Below are 18381 nucleotides of genomic sequence, written 5' to 3' on the forward strand. Positions count from 1 at the left end.
ATACCTTCGTCCACAACTTTTCCCACCGGAAGTGCCCCGGCGATACAGCCAACCTGATGCCGCACAGAGTCACCGTTATGATTTCCAGCACTCGTAGGGTAATCCCTGCTATTTCCATGCCTGCCGCCCCCAATAATCACTGATGGCTTTTTTGACCTGCTGATATCTCGGTAGGCTGACCGGCACACTGTCACCATTCCGCATGATCAGCATATGGTCTTTCAGCCGCAGTACATGACGTATATTCACGCCATAACTTTTGTCCGTCATAATAAAAGCGTCATCCACCTGCTGCATATCTTCAATCACCTTTGAAAGCGCCCGGCGTTCTCTGAATACCTCCGTCTTATCCGTATGAAACAGGGTATATTTACCCTCTTTGTACAGATACTGGATCTGATCATAAGCAATACGAATAAGGTCATTCGCTCCTCCAATCATATAATAATTGGATTTATGTGCCTGCAAATGCTGAATGAGCGAATCCATGGTCTCCGGTATCAGTGTTCGTATACTGTCCTTTGTTATGTACTGCCAAGCATGATAACGATAGCACTTCACACTGTATTCCATATGTGCCGTCACGAAAACAATAAACGGTGAGTCATATTTCATACGAACATAGGAGGCCAGTTCCATGCCGCTGATATCCGGCATCTCGATATCCATAAAATAAATATCATAGCATCTGCCATTTTCAATCTGAGTCTTGAAATCATCTGCATGATCAAAACAGTCAATTTCACCCTGACAGCCCTTTTCCATCAGCCAGTTGCACACAGTCTGACGGATGAGTTCACTGTAATACTCCTCATCATCTATCACTGCAATCTTCAACATGATATCTTTCCCTTTTGCCATAGTTCCGACAATGATTTTAACACAATTTGACATTTCAAAGATGTTGTGTCCCTTAACTCTTTGTTTTTGTCCTTTAATTCTATTTTACTGTTCTATCTCAATCAAAATCTTACTTCGACTGAAATAAAAATGCTGCCCCTATAGCTGTCATATAAGCCGCCTGCTTCGGTATGATAAAATCAATATCATACAGCTCACCAACCTGTCCCAGCATAATTCTTGCCTGATTCAGCGTAGCTGTTGAACCGCCGATAACCGCCTTTTTTAAATTCACATTTCTGCAGGCAAATACAGCCAGTGTTCCTGCTGTCTGGAAAATCATATTCATCAGCCCCAGAGCCACATCTTCATCCGTGGCTGTACTCTTCATCTTTCCCAGATTGGAAGATGTCGCATAATCCGGCAATGTCTCCATCTGGTCTCTGCTCAGTTCTGCAATGCCCCAGTCCACATTCTTCAGATTGCCCTGTTCTGCCATATCCGCAATCACTTCCACATCACGGATACCGAAAAGTCTTGAGGAAAGGCCCACCAGTGTACCGCCACCCACAGCACTGCCGCCGATATGCTGAATGCCATCAGGGCCTGCATGAACAAAAACAGTACCTGTGCCGATACTGCCCACAACCGTTTCTTCAAGCCCGGTCAGATAAAGGCCGCCTGTTCCCAGCGCATCAAATTCCGTCACTTTCGTGGTCGGAAGGCCATAGACATCCCCTTCCACATAACTGGCCCCCATGCCGGTGAGCATCACGGCCTCAACATCTGCAATCTGCATTCTCTCCTCACAGAGTATTTTCCCAACGGCTCCGTACATGGCTGTCACCGGATCAGAAGCCGAAACCTTCAGTGAATTTAAAATTGTTTTACTTTCGTCCATTGCAACAATCTTTGTTGCAGAACTTCCTATATCTATACCTAATACAATCCCCATCTTTTATTACCTCCACTTATATACAATTTTCTGTCATAATACTATCCATTTTCCCTTACGGCTGGAGCCTTCACGCTTTACTTTTCTTGTTGTCGCTCTATTATATATTTCGCGCGCAAATATCCGCCAGACAGCATTTATCGCAATAAGGCTTCGTTCTTGCCGTACAGACTTCCCGTCCATGTTCAACCAGACGATGACAGAAATCACTGCCCTCCTCCGGCGGCACCAGTTTCCACAGAGCCATCTCCACCTTTTTCGGGTCTTTGATACCGTCCACGATGCCAATTCTATTGACCAGACGGATACAGTGGGTATCGGTTACAATGGCCGGTTTGCCAAAAACATCCCCCATAATCAGATTCGCACTCTTTCGTCCAACCCCCGGCAATTTCAGCAGTGCATTAAAATCATCCGGTACCTTATCATGATACTGTTCATGGAGTATCTTCATGCAGGCGCTGATATCCCTGGCCTTGCTCTTTCCAAGTCCACAAGGACGGACAATTTCCTCAATATCAGTCACATCCGCTGCTGCCAGAGAGGCCACATCCGGATATTTCTCATACAATCCTTCTACCACTACATTCACTCTAGCATCTGTACACTGGGCAGCAAGCCGGACACTGACCAGTAACTTCCATGCCTGGTCATAATCCAGAGTACATTCCGCCAGAGGATAGGCCACTTTCAAACGCCGGATGACTTCCAGCGTTAATTCTTCTTTCGTCATTTCAACCCCTCCAAAATATATTTCGAATTCACTCGTTTATCTAAAACTCAACCGTTTTTAATCTTCAATTGAGTTCTATCTTTAGTTTTATTCTTACTTATTTCCTGCCAGCCTGACAAATAACCCCTGCGGCAGTTCAAATATAAACACAATTCCCAGCACGATAGCCACCGCCACCTTCACTGCCGTGTAGCCTATCTCGGCCGCCAGCCACAGCTGGTCTGTCACAATGTAATAGGCTGTCCAATACACACCGGCGCCCGGCACCAGTGGAAATATCCCTGCGATCAGGAAAATGGTAACCGGACACTTTTTCCGCACTGCTGCCAATCTGGATAAGAAAATGACCACCATAGTGGCCGCCAGGGATGCACCTGCTGTACTGAAATGTTCCAGAGTCAGCAGGTAGACAAGCCAGCCCGCTCCACCAATGACACCGCAATAAGGATAGTACTTTGATGGTACACCAAACAAAACCGAAAATCCCACTGTCGCTATCACAGCGGCTATGATTTGGATCATCATAAGTCAGCACCTCCCGTCAACAGTTTCAACACTGCCATTCCCATACCGACACCAATGGCAATACAGATAAAAACAAGCAGTGCGTCAATCATCCGCACAGTACCTGAAATGTAATCTCCATCTGCCGCATCACGAATCGCAACAGTAAAAGCGACACCCGGAACCAGCGGCATCATAGAGCCAATGATCATAAAATTCAGATGGTCCCCCAGTCCCAGCATATAAAGGAGATTGCAGACCAGCGTCACAAAAGCGCCGCCGCCCACATTACCCACAATCTTTGACAAATGCGGTCCGCTGATATAAAGAATATAGACATAGATCAGAAATCCTGCAATGGCTGCCGCCAGACAATCCATCAGATTGCCCCCGAAAAGGCAGCAGAAAGCACCGCTTGCCACACCTGAAGCCAGAATCAGCACGCTTTTTCTCTTGTCCGGCATCCGGCGAATCGTCTCCAATGCCTGATAAGCTTCTGAAACCGTATATTTTCCTTCCGCGATCTCTCTTGAAAGCTGATTCACCGCTGCCACTTTATCCAGGTGAGAACCGTTCACCGGTATGTGCCGTACCTTTGCAAACACATGCCCATGCCCTTCACCGGCTGTTGCCAGTATATAATTCATCAAAATAAACTGACTGGCCGATTCAACACCGTAATGTCTGCAGATGCGGTCCATGGTTTCTTCCACCCTGAAAATCTCTGCACCATTCTCCAGCAGCAGTTCTCCTGCCTGCATCGCCAGTTCCATCACTTCATCTTCGTCACAATCAATGGCTGTATCTATTGTTGATTCTATTCTCTTCTGACCGGATGTGCTCATGATGACGCCCTCCATTTACCTGCAATCTACATCTGCTCATGCTATTATAACATATAAAAACAGTGCGCTAAAGTACAAAAAAGAATGCGCCGCACGCTCCTGTGCAACAAAAAAAGCAGCTCATGATGAACTGCTGGCATTTTGTTGATGAAATTATGAAAACTGACGGTTCAGGAATACTTCAAAGCTGTCGGCCGTAGCTTCTTCGTCCGGTCCCTCAATATTAACGGTGATGACATCACCAACTGCAAGCTTTAATCCCATCCATTCCAGAATATCCTTGCCATTGACTGTCTTCTCATCCTTTGTCACTTTAACATCTGAAGCAAACTGTGATGCCTCTTTCATAATCAGTCCTGCTGAACGGACATGCAGAATGCCGTCTTCAATCTTATCCACTGCTACCGAGAATTGTTTCATGCTCGTCTCTCTCCTTTGTATTGTTTAATCCTCAAATTCGTCTATATTTTAACAAAAAAACAAAATCCTTTCAATACAAGAATAGAACCAATTTTTGAAAGGATTTTATTTCATTTTGATAAATATGCACAATGTCACTTCTTATTTCAGTAAAACTGCCTTGACTTCCTTCAATCTTTGCTCAAATTGAGCATAAAAACTGCCTTCTTCACCAAAACCGCGCATATAAAATTCTTTAAGAACATAAATATTAATTTGCTTGATGGTGCCGTCACTGGCATTTTCTTTCCTCAATGATGCAGCTACATCCTTCAGAAAATAGTGCCAGTCATTGACAAACTTCTCATACTGATCTAATTCCGGTATATCCAGCCATTTTCTGACTTTGATCTTCTGACGATCCGTTTTCACACATTCCTTTGTCTGAAGAATGTATTTGAAACTTCTGTCCTCATACAGTCTTCCCAATGGGAACAGACGGCAGAACCCCGGTCTGATTTTATGGATACCGCATCTGCCCTCCTGATTCAGGAAAATACAGTGTTCATCTTCACCTGCCATCTTGAGATTCGGCAGGATCATTCCGTCCACAACATTTAACTCCACATGATCCGCCAACAGTGCTTCAAACGGAATACGAAAATAAGTACATATCCTATGCACATCTAATGGATCCAATAGAATGGACTTTCCCATTCCGTGACAACAGACGGAACATCCTTCACATCCCTGGCAATCTGCCCTGACCATATCATTGGCTGTATAGAAACGGCCATCTGAAATCTCATTTAAATCTATATTTCTTTCCATATTCAATACCTCGTATCTGCTTAATGTTTAATAAACATTGTATCATATTTTTCGACTTTTTATTTGAAAAATCAATTATTTTTTCCATTGAATCCATGATATAATTTTTATAATTCAGAACTCAACAACCAATCGCAGCTGCAGATTATATTGACGCTGCCTCTATTGCGACAATTCCAATACCTGTATTTCGCATAATTATACAACGCATATACGAAGAAAGGAAGCCCCTTATGGTCGAACAACTTTATCACAACCCGGATATTTACAGAATTTATGTCCCGCTCCCTGACAACCCATTGAAATATCTCAACTGCTATGTTCTTGTTTCAGATGGTGAAACATTGATCATTGACACCGGCTTTAACCGCCCGGAATGTAAGCAGGCACTTTTTGACGGACTTGATGAGCTGCAAGTGGATTTTGCCCATACAAAGCTTTTTCTCACCCATCTTCACGGAGATCACAGCGGCCTCACAGAAGAACTGACGGCCAGAGGCGTTCCTGTTTTCATGAATGCCATTGATTATGATTATCTCTGTCAGGAGCTTGCCTCCGGCGGATGGCAAGCCATGGAACAGATTTTTCTCAGCGAAGGCTTTCCTATGGAAGAAATCGAAAAACAGAAAAAGGGCAATCAGGCAAGACTTTACTCACCGCATCACCCTTTTCCTGCCTCCAAAGTCAGCGACAATGATCTGCTAACAGTTGGTGGTATCACCCTTCGCTGTATCCATACACCGGGGCACACACCGGGACATACCTGTCTTTATATAGAAGACAAAGAAATCCTTTTTTCAGGGGACCATATTCTTTTTGATATCACACCGAATATCTCTGTATGGCGAAATATTCCTTACTCACTGGCAGACTATCTGGAAAGCCTGCAGAAAATAAAGGGTTTGAAGGTTTCCCATACATTTCCGGGACACAGAGAATTTCACGGAGATATTCATGATCGCATCAATGCCCTGACCCTTCACCATCATGCGCGTTTAAAAGAAATCCTTGACGCCATTGACCATCATCCCGACTGCACTGCCTATGAGACTGCCGGCCGGATCAGCTGGTCTTCCAGAGGCCGCGCATGGAACGATTTTTCACCGAATCAGAAATGGTTTGCTATGGGTGAAACACTGGCGCACATCAAATGGCTCTCCGACAAAGGCGCCATAAGCAGCACCAGACCGTTGTCTCTGAACATGTCAAATATTCCAAATGCCCCGTCAAAAGAAACGGCAGAAAACCGTTATCGGGCTCTCTGCCATTCTTCTGATCTGTTCTTTTATTCACGACGTTTTTCTGATGACGATTTTTGTGAACACGTTACACATTATGCATGAACATGTTCTTTCATCACTTTATACAGCTGAATGATGACGGTCGGTATAAAGGCCAGCAGCGCAATCATTCCAATCTGATAACCGCTCAGAGGTGACACTGTGAAAAGTGTGCGCATCACAGGTACAAAGATGACCAGTGCCAACAGCAGCACACCGCCGAAGAAAGCACCGACACTGTAAATATTGGATGCCAGACCGATTTTGAAGATGGAATGTCTGCTTCTGCAGTTGAATCCATGGAACAGTCTTGCCAAAGTCAGTGTGGCAAACGCCATAGAACTGGCTGTTGCACTGTCCATGGACAAACCGATATAAAAAGCGATCATGGTACAGACTGCGATCAGACCGCCCTGTACGAAAAGGGCTGTCATCAGGTCTTTCGTCAGAATTCCCTGCTTTGGATCCCGAGGCTGTTCTGAAAGCAGATCTTTCTCCGACTTCTCCATACCAATGGCAATGGCCGGAAGAGAGTCTGTCAGCAGATTGATAAACAACAGGTGCACCGGCTGAAACGGTACCGGAAGTGCTGCAAGAGATGTATACAATACCGCCATGATTCCGGCCATATTGCCTGATAACAGGAAATTAACCGCATTCTTGATATTACGGTAAACGTTTCGTCCATTTGCAACAGCCTTGATGATAGTGGCAAAATTATCATCCGTCAGAATCATGGATGCCGCATCCTTTGATACTTCCGTGCCGGTAATCCCCATCGCCACACCGATATCTGCCTTTTTCAGGGCCGGGGCATCGTTGACACCATCGCCTGTCATGGCTGTCACTGCGCCTTTACGCTGCCATGCATCCACAATTCGGATTTTATTCTCAGGTGAAACACGGGCATAGACAGAAATCTTTTCGATGTTCTCATCCAGTTCTGCATCACTCATCTCATCCAGTTCCGGTCCTGTCACCGCCATATCTCCTTCACCGAAAATACCAATCTGTTCAGCAATGGCTGTTGCTGTGATCTTGTGATCACCGGTAATCATCACCGGACGGATACCGGCTCTTTTTGCCTCTGAAACAGCTTCCCTGGACTCTTCTCTCGGCGGATCGATCATGGATACCAGACCTATGAAAATCAGATGGTCTTCCTCATCCAGTGTCAACTGCTGATTGGCTTGTGCCTCCTTATAAGCAAATGCAAGAACTCTCAAGCCCTGTTCGGAAAAAGCTTGATTTTTATCTAATATCTCCTTTACATCCTGCTCAGTGATCGGACGGACTTCATCCCCGATACGGATTCTGTCCGTTCGCTTCAGCAGAATATCCAAGGCGCCCTTAACCAGAATGGTCGGCACACCATGCAGGCGATACTTTGTGCTCATCAATTTTCTGTCTGAATCAAATGGTATCTCCTCCATACGAGGCATCATCTCTTTCAGAGTATCCTCTTTGATGTCCGCTTTTCTTCCCATTTCCAGAAGCGCCACTTCCGTCGGATCACCGATACTCTGGCCTTCCACAATAGCGGAATCATTGGTCAGAATCGCATCGTAGAGCAGATACCGATGAGACTGCTGCTTCAGGTCCAGTGCATCAGCTTCCATTGTCTGATGATTAATATAAACCTGCTGAACCGTCATTTTGTTCTGCGTCAGCGTACCTGTTTTGTCCGAGCAGATGACAGATACACATCCGAGGCTCTCCACTGCTTTCAGATCTTTGATAATAGCATGTTCCTTGGCCATCTTCTGTGTTCCCATGGCCTGCACAATGGTCACAATAGAGCTCAAAGCTTCAGGGATCGCAGCCACCGCAAGGGCTACCGCAAACATCAATGAATCCAGTACCGGCATCTTCCTGTACAGACTTAAGACAAACACAACTGCACTGATAATCATAATAACAATGGCCAGTTGGCTGCCAAATTTATCAAGGCTCACCTGCAGCGGTGTTCTCTTCTCCTTTGTAGCATTCATAAGCGCCGCAATCTTGCCGATCTCGGTCTCCATGCCCGTAGCTGTCACCAGTACAACCGCACGTCCCCCGGTTACCAGACTTCCTGAATAGACCATATTGATACGGTCTCCCAGTGCCTTCTCCCCTTCCAACACCACAGCCTTCTTCTCAACATTGGTGGATTCGCCCGTCAATGAGCTTTCATTCACCTGCAATGAATAGCTTTCAAGAATTCTGCCGTCCGCCGTCACCATATCACCGGCCTCAAAAAGCAAAATATCACCTTTAACAACCTGTGCCGAAGGAATCTCCCCCTTCACACCGCCCCTGAGCACCTTTGCCGTTGGTGCTGACAGGGTTTTCAGACTTGCAAGCGACTTTTCTGCTTTCTCATGCTGCACCGTGCCAAGAATCGCATTCATTGTAATAACCGCAAATATAACAATCGTGCTCTCCACATTTCCCGAGATCATTGAAATAATCGCAGCAATGATAAGAATAATAACCAGAAGATCTGCAAACTGCTCTGCAAAGACACGCCATACACTTTTCTTCTTCGTCTCCCGGAGCACATTTTCTCCATGCGTTTTCAATAAGGCTTCTGCCTTTTCACTGCTCAGCCCATTTGCATCTGATCCAAGGGCTTCCAACACTTCATCCTCACGCATCTGATACCATTCTTTCATCAAACTTTCTCCTTTCAGATGTCCGATTTGTCCTCTTTCACACCTTAATTCCTAAATCTTAATAAAAGAAAAAGACCTTTAATGTATGATATCCGGAAATCTTCCGTTATCATACATCAAAAGTCTTGTAACCGTAATGGTATATATTACCAGACTGCTCTACAAAAATCTGCAAACAGCCGCGATTGTTGATAATATATTAAAACTACTCCCCTTTGATGACACATTGCCATCACTATTCAGTTGTCATTTTATTAAGATTTTAGTAGTCTAGCACATTTTGAGTCTGCTGTCAACCTTTTATTCATCTTCCATATTCGCCAGTTTGGCTGCCTGATCTGCTGCGATCAGACTGTCAATGATCTCATCCAGGTCACCATTCATAATATCGCCCAGTCTGTACAATGTCAGCTTGATACGATGCTCTGTACAACGGCCCTGTGGGAAGTTGTAGGTTCTGATCTTCTCGGATCGGTCTCCTGTACCAACCTGGTTCTTGCGAAGGGCTGCTTCTTCCGCATGCTTCTTCTCTATTTCAATTTCAAGAAGTTTGGAACGCAGCAATCTGAAGGCTTTTTCTTTGTTCTGCAGCTGTGACTTCTCTGTCTGGCTGTAGATGACGATACCTGTTGGATTATGTGTCAGACGTACCGCAGAATCTGTTGTATTGACACACTGACCACCATTGCCGGAGGCACGCATAACATCAATACGTACATCATTCATATCAATCTCAACATCCACTTCCTCAGCTTCCGGCATAATGGCAACTGTTACAGTAGATGTATGGATACGGCCGCCGGACTCTGTCTCAGGCACTCGCTGTACACGATGCACACCAGATTCAAACTTCATACGTGAATAGACATGATCGCCGCTGACCATGAAAACACACTCCTTGAAACCGCCGATACCATTCTCGCTGACATCCATCATCTCGATCTTCCAGCGCTTGGATTCTGCATACTTGGAATACATACGGAAAAGTTCAGCAGCAAAAAGGGCTGCCTCATCACCACCTGCACCGGCTCTGATCTCTACGATAACGTTCTTCTCATCCATTGGATCCTTAGGGATCAGAAGGACTTTCAGCTCCTGTTCAATCTTTGCGATGTTGGACTTTGCTTCAGAAAGCTCTTCCTTAAGCATTTCCTTCATCTCTTCATCGTCTTCCACCTCAAGCATCTCCAGACTGTCTTCGATGGTCTGCTTTGTATTCTTATATTCTGTATACTTCTCTACAAGGGGCTGCAGATCACTCTGCTCCTTCATCAGCTTGCGGAAATGCTTTTGATCATTGACAACGTCCGGATCATTTAACTCTTCCATGATCTGCTGATATCGGATTAAAATATCATCTAATCTATCAAACATTGTTACTTACCTCCATCTTCTGCAGCTTTCACTGCATAAACGACTCTGTCCAGACCGGCCAGATCTTTCTTCACGTGTATATCTTTAAATCCTGCCTGATCAAGAAGCTGTGAAACAGCTTTCCCCTGATCATAACCGATTTCAAAAAGCAGTGAACCGCCGGGTACAAGATACCGTCCCGATTCCTCTGCCAGTTTTCTATAAAAAAGGAGTCCATCCCGACTTCCGTCCAATGCCAAATGCGGTTCATGATCTTTGACCTCACGCATCAGATCTTCAATGTCATCCGTAGGGATGTAAGGCGGATTGGATACAATCATATCAAATACGCCCTCCACTGATCCAAACAGATCACTGTGTACCAGCTTCACCTGAGATAATCCCAGATTTTCTCTGTTTCTCTCAGCAACCTTCAACGCTTCTTCGGAAATATCTGCGCCGATACCCCATGTCACCGTTCCCAGCTTTGCAAGGCTTAACACAATGCACCCCGAACCTGTACACATATCCAACAGTCTGCATCCCGGCTTCATCATAGACAGGGCTGTTTCCACCAGCACCTCTGTATCCTGTCTCGGGATCAGTACGTGTTCGTTGACCAAAAAAGGCAGACCCATGAATTCTGTGCTACCCGTCAGGTATTGCACCGGAAACCCTTCGCTTCTCTGTCGGATCAACGCCTGATAAGCAGTGCTTTTCTCCATCTGTGCCGCATCAAAGCTATCACTTCTTCGCATCAGGAAATCCACTCGACTGATCCCGTAAATATGCTCCAACAGATACCATGCATCCAGAGCTGCATTCTCCACATCGTGCGCTGTCAGTTCATTCGTTCCCCACTTCAAAAGGGTATCATAACTCCACTGCATCATGGCTGACTCACTCCTGCATTGCTCCTGTCCGTTTTCTGACTGTTTCCATCAGCAGCTGCCCTGTTCTCTGCCTGAAACTGCCTCCAGTCATAAATCGCCTCAATAGAAGCAATAGCAACTTCCAGCATCTCCAGATCCGGTTCACGGGTTGTCAGCTTCTGCAGCATCAGTCCTGGTTTACTCACAATATTCACTAGGCAGGATTCACTTCTGCCAGCCCACTGAATGATCTCAAAGGAAACGCCTGCGATCACCGGAACAAGAATAACGCGGAGCACAATCTTCAGCGCCATGTTATCCACACGGATAAACATAAAACAGATGATACTGACCACCATAACGATCAGCAGAAAACTTGTTCCGCATCGTTTATGCAGTCTTGAATACTTCGCAGCATTCTCCGGGGTCAGTTCAGCGCCATGCTCAATACAGTTAATGGTTTTATGCTCCGCTCCATGATACATAAATACTCTCTGTATATCCTTCATCTGTGAAATAGCTACAATATAGATAAAGAAAATCGCAATTCGGATCAGACCTTCAATCACAGCCAATGTCATAGGACTCTTAATCACCTTACCAAACAAAGATGAAATAAAAAATGGCGTCAACATAAACAGCACAACGGCGATCACGACCGATAATGCCACTGTCAGTCCCATAAAAACAGCATCCGACTTGCTGTCTTTTGCTTTCGCTTTCTCAGCTTCCTCTTCGTCTTCAAAAAAACTGGCCGAGTACGTCAGTGTAGACATACCCAGCACAAGAGAATCAATAAATGACAGCACACCCCTGATAATCGGGATCTTCTTCATATGCCATCTGGCATTCAGGCCAATATACTGATCCTTCTTGACTTCTATCGTCTGATCTGGCTTTCTGACGGCCACCGCATAATCATTGCCGTTACGCATCATGACACCTTCGATGACTGCCTGTCCGCCGATAGTTGCATATCGCATATAATCCTCCTACTGACGGAATGAAACAATCTGTGATTCACCCGCCGCAACGGAAAATGTCTATTCTCCGTAATGAAAAAACAGGGCTGTCGCATCTGCTGATCTCTGCGCCGGTCTCCATGATATGGACAATCCGGATGGCAGAGGATCTGTCGAAATGATGCGACAGCCCCGTCTATCGTCTAATTATGCCTGTTTGATGCCATACTTACGATTGAACTTATCAATACGTCCGCGAGCAGAAGCAGCTTTCTGCTGGCCTGTGTAGAATGAATGACACTTAGAACAGATTTCTACGTGGATTTCAGGTTTTGTGGAACCTGTTACGAATTCGTTACCACAGTTGCATGTTACCTTTGCCTGATAATACTTAGGATGGATTCCTTCTCTCATCTTATTCACCTCACTAATATTCTTTCCTGATTGCCAACCAGGAATAATCACTTGAGTTATCTCAAATCGGGCGCTCATGCCCATTTCTGTCATTATAAAACAGCTTTTTAATTCTATCATACTTTTTTATAGTATGCAAGCGTTTTTTTGTATTTCACATAATATTTTTACCACATTTTCGTATGGCGGATCATGTTGACGAATTCTGTATTATCTTTTGTATGCATAAACATATCCAGGATCTGCTCCAGCGCCTCTTCAGACTTCATGCCGCCCAATGCCTTTCTCATCACATACATTCCTTCAAGTTCTTCCTTGCTCAGCAACAATTCTTCTCGTCTTGTTCCTGAACGCGGTATGTTGATGGCCGGGAAGATACGTTTCTCGGAAAGTTTTCTGTCCAGAACAAGTTCCATATTGCCCGTTCCCTTGAATTCTTCAAAAACAACATCATCCATCTTGCTGCCTGTCTCTACAAGAGCTGTAGCAAGCACTGTGAGGCTGCCTCCCTCACGCATATTTCGCGCAGCACCAAAGAATTTCTTCGGCATATGAAGTGCTGCCGGGTCCAGACCGCCTGAAAGTGTACGTCCGCTCGGCGGCACTGTCAGGTTGTACGCCCTGGCCAGACGCGTAATGCTGTCCAAAAGGATCACCACATCTTTCTTATGTTCAACCAGACGTTTTGCACGCTCCAATACCATCTCTGAAACACGTTTATGATGTTCCGGTGTCTCATCAAATGTAGAGTAGATGACTTCCACATTATTGCCCTCAATATACTCCTTGATATCCGTCACTTCCTCCGGACGTTCATCGATCAGAAGAATGATCATCTGCATGTCCGGATAATTGGTATGGATTGCCTTGGCCACCTGCTTTAAAAGTGTTGTCTTGCCGGTCTTCGGCGGTGATACGATCATACCTCGCTGTCCCCGCCCAATCGGAGAAACAAGATTCATAATCCGCATGGAAACCGGCGCATTCGGTGTCTCAAGATTAATCCTGCTGTCTGGAAAAACAGGTGTCATATTTTCAAACTTGCCGCGTCTCTGGGCTTCATACGGCGGCATGCCGTTGACTGTTCTTATATATAAAAGTGCTGAAAACTTCTCTTTCTCTGTCTTTACCTTGATATTGCCACAGATAATATCACCGGTTCTCAGGTTAAATCTGCGAATCTGCGCCGGTGACACGTACACATCATTATTACCGGGCATATAATTCTCACAGCGGATAAATCCAAACCCTTCCGGGATCACTTCCAAAATACCATTCGCCATCATGCCGCTGTCTAACTGACCATAACCTGGGATTTCACTTTCCTCATTTGACTGGATATACTCATTTTTCTGGTAAACATCCACCCGTTGGCAACTGTCCCCACGCTGATAACTGTCATTACGTTGATAATTCTCACCTCGCTGGCCGTTTTCGTTACACTGACTGTTCTCATTGCGCTGGTAGTTCTCGCTGCGCTGACCGTAGGTGTTTCTTCTGCCACTGTACAATCCGCCATTTGTATATGTCTGTCGTTCCGAGCGTTCTGTTCTTTCTGTGCGTCCTGACCGCTCCGGGCGTTCTGTTCGCTCTGCTCGTCCTGCGCATTCCGCCCTGGATGTTCTGCCCAGAAAAACATAAGGCTTTTTATTCTCGCTCTTCACCTCATGTTCCGGCCCTTTCTCAACTGATGCAGTCGGCTGCTCTTTGTCTTTCTCCAAAACATCTGATTGTTCTTCCAGAAGCCCCATTTCAGCCATGAGCTTCTGCAATTCCGCCTTACGCATCACGGATGTATTTCTGACGCCTTTGGACTTCAATATTTCTCTCATCTGTGCGACAGACATTTTCTTTTCCTGTTCAGCCATAAAAACCTCCTTATCTGCTGACAAATTTTCACCGTTTCCGACACATTAAAATAACACTCGCTGTCAAACGATTCTGAATCATATTAAAATTATATCTTATACTGGGTAATGAATCCTTACGAAATCTCTGTAATCCTAATAAAATAAATTCCAATCCTAATAAAATAAGAACAAAACACCTGTCGGTGTCTTATATTTTAGAAAATTTGAATAATTCTTCTTTACCATTATATATGAAATAAACGCAAATAAAAAGCATAACTTTTGTTTTTTTTATTTTCTTTTTATAATTTTATACTAAAACCAACCGTCAATTCATTTACAATTTTTTACAATTTGAAAGTTTCTCAATCATTTCCTGCATATTTTTCAGCTTTATATCCGCTTTAATAGTTGACAGCAGCTTTTATGAAGGAAACTTTTAACAAAATTCCTATTTTTTTACAGATTAAAGTGAAAAAAGATTGAATTATTGCTTAATCTATATTATAATCATCAATGGAAAGAATGAATTCCACTGAACATACTTTGCTGCGGATTTTGTCCGTCGGCAGGTCAATATAAGGAGGATGAAACAGAATGTCTTACAGTGACGAAATTATCGAAAAAGTTAAAGCAAAAAATCCTAACGAACCTGAGTTTATCCAGGCAGTGACAGAAGTTATGAATTCTCTTCGACTCGTTGTAGATAACGATCCAAAGTATCAGAACGAAGCATTACTTGAGAGAATCGTTGAACCAGAACGTATTATTATGTTCCGTGTACCATGGGTTGACGATGAAGGCAAAGTTCAGGTCAACAGAGGTTTCCGTGTACAGTTCAACAGTGCGATCGGACCTTACAAGGGCGGTCTCCGTTTCCATCCATCCGTTAACTTAAGCATTATCAAATTCCTTGGTTTTGAACAGATTTTCAAGAACTCCCTGACAGGCCTTCCTATCGGCGGCGGCAAAGGCGGTTCTGATTTCGATCCTAAAGGCAAATCTGACCGTGAAGTTATGGCTTTCTGCCAGAGCTTTATGACAGAGCTTTGCAAACATATCGGAGCTGATACTGATGTTCCTGCAGGTGATATCGGTGTAGGCGGCCGTGAAATCGGTTATATGTATGGCCAGTACAAGAGAATCCGCAACGTATCTGAAGGTGTCTTAACAGGTAAAGGCCTCACATACGGCGGTTCCTTAGCTCGTACAGAAGCTACAGGTTACGGTCTTGTATACCTTGTAGAAGAATTATTAAAGTGCAAAGGCGACACAATCGAAGGTAAGACCGTTGCTGTATCAGGTGCCGGTAATGTTGCTATTTACGCTATCCAGAAGGCTCAGCAGCTGGGCGCTAAGGTTGTTACATGCTCTGACTCCACAGGCTGGGTATATGATCCGGAAGGCATCGATGTTGCTGCACTGAAAGAGATCAAAGAAGTGCAGCGCGCACGTCTGACAGAATACAAGAAATACAGACCACAGTCTGAATACCACGAAGGCCGCGGCGTATGGCAGATTCCTGTTGATATCGCTCTTCCTTGTGCAACTCAGAACGAGCTCTTCCTTGAAGATGCTAAACAGCTTGTGGCAAACGGCTGTAAGGTTGTTGCTGAAGGTGCTAATATGCCTACGACACTTGATGCAACAGAATACCTGCAGGAAAGCGGTATCTACTTCGTACCTGGCAAGGCTTCCAATGCCGGCGGAGTTGCAACATCCGCTCTTGAAATGTGCCAGAACAGCATGCGTTACAGCTGGACATTCGAGGAAGTTGACGCTAAACTCAAGGACATCATGGTCAACATCTTCCACAACATCGACAACGCTGCTAAAGAATACGGTGTAGAGAACAACTACGTTGCAGGTGCTAACATCGCAGGCTTCAAGAAAGTCGCTGATGCTATGCTTGCTCATGGTATTGTATAATAAAGTAAAATTCGGTCTTAGAAATCAATAAACAGGATGCTCAATAAGTTATTCAGAATAAACTTATTGAGCATCCTGTTTTTGTCGTTTTTTTGACCGAATTTTACTTTATACACATTAAACACAATCCGCCATTATAAAGCCTTCGGATCCTCAATAGGCGCCTGCCTGATCTCTGTAATATAAAATCTACCCCGGGTTGATTCAATGCCTATTTTAACGCAATAGTAGTCTTACAAATTACACACAAAAAATACTCTATGATATACTATACCAGAAAACGCTTTAAAAATCGAGTACAAAACAAGCCACACATCTGTTTGCATAAATTCGCCGGCTATGCTATCATATATGTAGTTAGGAGGAATGCAGTTTTGTGGGCAGATAAGCGTTACCACTCTCTCGATTACGAGATGAAGGCCCGGTACGGGCACAAGATTTATAAGATTGCCCTTGACGGTGGCTTTACCTGCCCCAACAGGGACGGACTGATCGATGCAAGAGGCTGTATCTTCTGCAGTGCGGGCGGTTCCGGTGATTTTGCCGCATCCAGGAACCAATCCATCACGGAACAGATTGAGGAAGGCAAACAGCTGCTTGCAGGGAAGCGGCTTTCCGGTCAGCCTGAGATTGGCAGCAAGGAATCCCCGATGCCTTGTTATATCGCCTATTTTCAGGCATTTACGGGAACTTATGCCCCCATAGATCGTCTGCGGGCACTTTACACAGAAGCCATCCGCCACCCGGAAGTAGCCATTCTTTCCATTGCCACCCGCCCGGACTGTCTGCAGCCGGAGGTTCTCGATCTTTTATCAGAACTGAATCGGATCAAACCGGTGTGGGTTGAGCTCGGCCTTCAGTCAATCCATCCTCAGACAGCTGCTTACATCCGGCGAGGCTATCCACTGTCTGTCTATGATGCAGCTGTTTTGAATCTTCACGAAAGAGGCATTGAAGTCATTACCCATGTGATTCTCGGGCTTCCCGGTGAAACTGCTGATGACATGCTGGCTACCGCCGATTATATCGCTCATCAGCCCATACAGGGTGTCAAGTTCCAGCTGCTCCATGTTCTCAAAGGAACCGATCTTTATACGGATTATCTGCAGCAGCCGTTCCATGTTCTGACACTGGAAGAATACACGGATATCCTCATCCGCTGTATTGAGCATATGCCGCCGGATGTGATTATCCACCGGATTACCGGTGACGGTCCCAAACATCTGCTGGCTGCCCCGGACTGGAGCCGCAACAAGAAACAGGTACTTAATCATATTCACCATTGCATGAAGCTTCGCAATGCATGGCAGGGGCGCTGTTATGTTCCGTTGACGAACGCTTATTATGACAGGAATTGATGATTGCAATAGAAAGGAGTTTTTGTTTTATGAGTCAGGATACACTGATGCTTTATAAATTAATGATTCTCTATATGCTGAATAAGGTCGATTTTCCATTGACGAATTCTCAGATTTCAGAATTTATTCTGGACAAGGGCTATACGAATTATTTTACCCTTCAGCAGGCGCTCCACGACCTTTCCGATACAGAATTGATCCGAACAGAACATATCCACAACAATTCCTACTATTCCATGAACCAGTCCGGTGAAGAAACGCTGGAATTTTTCGGTCACAAGATTCCAGCTGAGATCAAGACTGAAATCGACCAGTTTTTCAATGAGCACAAGTATCACCTGAGAAGTGAGAATGAAGTTACCGCTGATTATTATGAAGATAAGAAGGACTGCTATATTGTTCGCTGCGAAATCCATGATAAGAAAGAACTTCTCGTCGGCATCACATTAAACGTCACAGATGAAGCTCAGGCAACCGCCATCTGCGATAATTGGCGCAATCTCCATGGCGATGTCTATGACTATCTTATCCATACCCTCATGATTCGTCACTAGTACATCGTTTTCGAAATAACTATACCATTCACTTGCCTGCACACT

The 18381-nt window shown here is 44.8% G+C and carries 17 protein-coding genes; 4 read left to right on the forward strand and 13 right to left on the reverse strand.

What is annotated here, in order from left to right:
- Positions 1–108: 108 nt before the first annotated feature.
- From WMO25_RS02555 to WMO25_RS02585, 7 genes are all read right to left on the reverse strand, one after another.
- Entirely contained in the window at positions 109–894 is a 786-nt protein-coding gene (locus WMO25_RS02555; RefSeq protein WP_349083920.1) for a LytR/AlgR family response regulator transcription factor, read from the reverse strand.
- Between the two features lie 76 nt (positions 895–970).
- Positions 971–1795: a pantothenate kinase gene (locus WMO25_RS02560; RefSeq protein ID WP_349083922.1), complete on the reverse strand. Its 825-nt coding sequence runs from the start codon at positions 1793–1795 to the stop codon at positions 971–973.
- 100 nt (positions 1796–1895) lie between these two features.
- Positions 1896–2528: an endonuclease III domain-containing protein gene (locus tag WMO25_RS02565; RefSeq protein ID WP_015512723.1), complete on the reverse strand. Its 633-nt coding sequence runs from the start codon at positions 2526–2528 to the stop codon at positions 1896–1898.
- A gap of 93 nt (positions 2529–2621) precedes the next feature.
- A complete protein-coding gene (locus tag WMO25_RS02570; RefSeq protein WP_349083923.1) occupies positions 2622–3053 on the reverse strand; it encodes a threonine/serine exporter family protein in 432 nt (143 codons plus the stop codon).
- Positions 3050–3877 carry a threonine/serine exporter family protein gene (locus WMO25_RS02575; RefSeq protein WP_349083925.1) on the reverse strand — a complete coding sequence of 276 codons (828 nt, stop codon included), beginning with the start codon at positions 3875–3877 and terminating at the stop codon, positions 3050–3052. Before WMO25_RS02575 ends, WMO25_RS02570 begins: the two co-directional genes overlap by 4 nt.
- Positions 3878–4030: 153 nt before the next feature.
- A complete protein-coding gene (locus WMO25_RS02580; RefSeq protein WP_349083927.1) occupies positions 4031–4297 on the reverse strand; it encodes an HPr family phosphocarrier protein in 267 nt (88 codons plus the stop codon).
- A gap of 141 nt (positions 4298–4438) precedes the next feature.
- Complete coding sequence (locus tag WMO25_RS02585) at positions 4439–5107, reverse strand: YkgJ family cysteine cluster protein (protein ID WP_349083929.1); 669 nt, start codon at positions 5105–5107, stop codon at positions 4439–4441.
- A 233-nt stretch (positions 5108–5340) separates the two neighbouring features.
- Between WMO25_RS02585 and WMO25_RS02590 the strand changes: the two genes are divergently transcribed.
- Positions 5341–6450, forward strand: a complete 1110-nt coding sequence (locus WMO25_RS02590) for an MBL fold metallo-hydrolase (protein WP_349083931.1) — start codon at positions 5341–5343, stop codon at positions 6448–6450.
- On the opposite strand, the gene WMO25_RS02595 is transcribed toward WMO25_RS02590, so the two are convergent.
- From WMO25_RS02595 to rho, 6 genes are all read right to left on the reverse strand, one after another.
- Positions 6441–9044: a cation-translocating P-type ATPase gene (locus tag WMO25_RS02595; RefSeq protein WP_349083932.1), complete on the reverse strand. Its 2604-nt coding sequence runs from the start codon at positions 9042–9044 to the stop codon at positions 6441–6443. The genes WMO25_RS02590 and WMO25_RS02595 overlap by 10 nt on opposite strands.
- A gap of 300 nt (positions 9045–9344) precedes the next feature.
- Positions 9345–10418, reverse strand: coding sequence for a peptide chain release factor 1 (gene prfA, locus WMO25_RS02600; protein WP_015512716.1), 1074 nt, complete (start codon positions 10416–10418; stop codon positions 9345–9347).
- A gap of 2 nt (positions 10419–10420) precedes the next feature.
- Positions 10421–11290, reverse strand: a complete 870-nt coding sequence (gene prmC, locus WMO25_RS02605) for a peptide chain release factor N(5)-glutamine methyltransferase (RefSeq protein WP_349083934.1) — start codon at positions 11288–11290, stop codon at positions 10421–10423.
- Entirely contained in the window at positions 11287–12252 is a 966-nt protein-coding gene (locus WMO25_RS02610; protein ID WP_253058025.1) for a DUF1385 domain-containing protein, read from the reverse strand. The genes prmC and WMO25_RS02610 overlap by 4 nt, the downstream gene beginning before the upstream one ends.
- A gap of 186 nt (positions 12253–12438) precedes the next feature.
- Positions 12439–12645: a 50S ribosomal protein L31 gene (gene rpmE, locus WMO25_RS02615; protein ID WP_015512713.1), complete on the reverse strand. Its 207-nt coding sequence runs from the start codon at positions 12643–12645 to the stop codon at positions 12439–12441.
- Between the two features lie 167 nt (positions 12646–12812).
- Entirely contained in the window at positions 12813–14513 is a 1701-nt protein-coding gene (rho, locus tag WMO25_RS02620) for a transcription termination factor Rho (RefSeq protein WP_349083936.1), read from the reverse strand.
- A 579-nt stretch (positions 14514–15092) separates the two neighbouring features.
- On the opposite strand from rho, the gene gdhA reads away from it, so the two are divergent.
- The 3 genes from gdhA (at position 15093) to WMO25_RS02635 (ending at position 18336) form a co-directional block, all read left to right on the forward strand.
- Entirely contained in the window at positions 15093–16424 is a 1332-nt protein-coding gene (gdhA, locus tag WMO25_RS02625) for an NADP-specific glutamate dehydrogenase (RefSeq protein ID WP_349083937.1), read from the forward strand.
- Between the two features lie 374 nt (positions 16425–16798).
- The gene (gene mnmL, locus WMO25_RS02630) at positions 16799–17782 is read left to right on the forward strand and encodes a tRNA modification radical SAM protein MnmL/YtqA (protein WP_349083939.1); all 984 of its coding nucleotides are present in this window, start codon (positions 16799–16801) and stop codon (positions 17780–17782) included.
- A 29-nt stretch (positions 17783–17811) separates the two neighbouring features.
- Positions 17812–18336 (forward strand): DUF4364 family protein, encoded by a 525-nt coding sequence (locus WMO25_RS02635; protein ID WP_349083941.1) that lies wholly within the window; start codon positions 17812–17814, stop codon positions 18334–18336.
- Positions 18337–18381: the final 45 nt, after the last annotated feature.

The organism is Coprococcus intestinihominis, from assembly GCF_040096555.1.
Classification (GTDB): Bacteria; Bacillota; Clostridia; order Lachnospirales; family Lachnospiraceae; genus Coprococcus_A; species Coprococcus_A intestinihominis.